This window comes from Geobacillus sp. ZGt-1, assembly GCF_001026865.1.
GTDB classification, from domain to species: Bacteria; Bacillota; Bacilli; order Bacillales; family Anoxybacillaceae; genus Geobacillus; species Geobacillus thermoleovorans.
This window is the reverse complement of record NZ_LDPD01000238.1, coordinates 1-238: the sequence shown is the minus strand read 5'-3', so window position 1 is coordinate 238 and position 238 is coordinate 1. Positions and strand designations below refer to the sequence as shown.

Annotated in this window: 1 protein-coding gene; it reads left to right on the top strand. The window is 39.9% G+C overall.

Translation table 11 applies throughout. The annotated features are described in order from the left end of the window. On the top strand, nucleotides 1-206 hold a 206-nt coding region (locus VU18_RS20970), incomplete at its 5' end, for a hypothetical protein (RefSeq protein ID WP_236687458.1). Nucleotides 207-238 lie beyond the last annotated feature (32 nt).

Below are 238 nucleotides of genomic sequence, written 5' to 3'. Positions count from 1 at the left end.
AAAAAAAAAATAAAAAGAACAACAAAAATTATTCGCAAAAATCCGACCATTTTCTACAAATGATGACACTTGACTTTATCTTTGACGATCTCATTTTTATGGAGAGGCGCAGCTTTCGTGAATGCATCAAGACGTCTGGATCGCCGCGAGCCAGTGAATTCTTTTTTTCGTCCCTCTATCAAAACGACAGGCGTCCCCTCCGTTAGGGACGCCTGTCTCCGTTATTTTTTCAAATTGT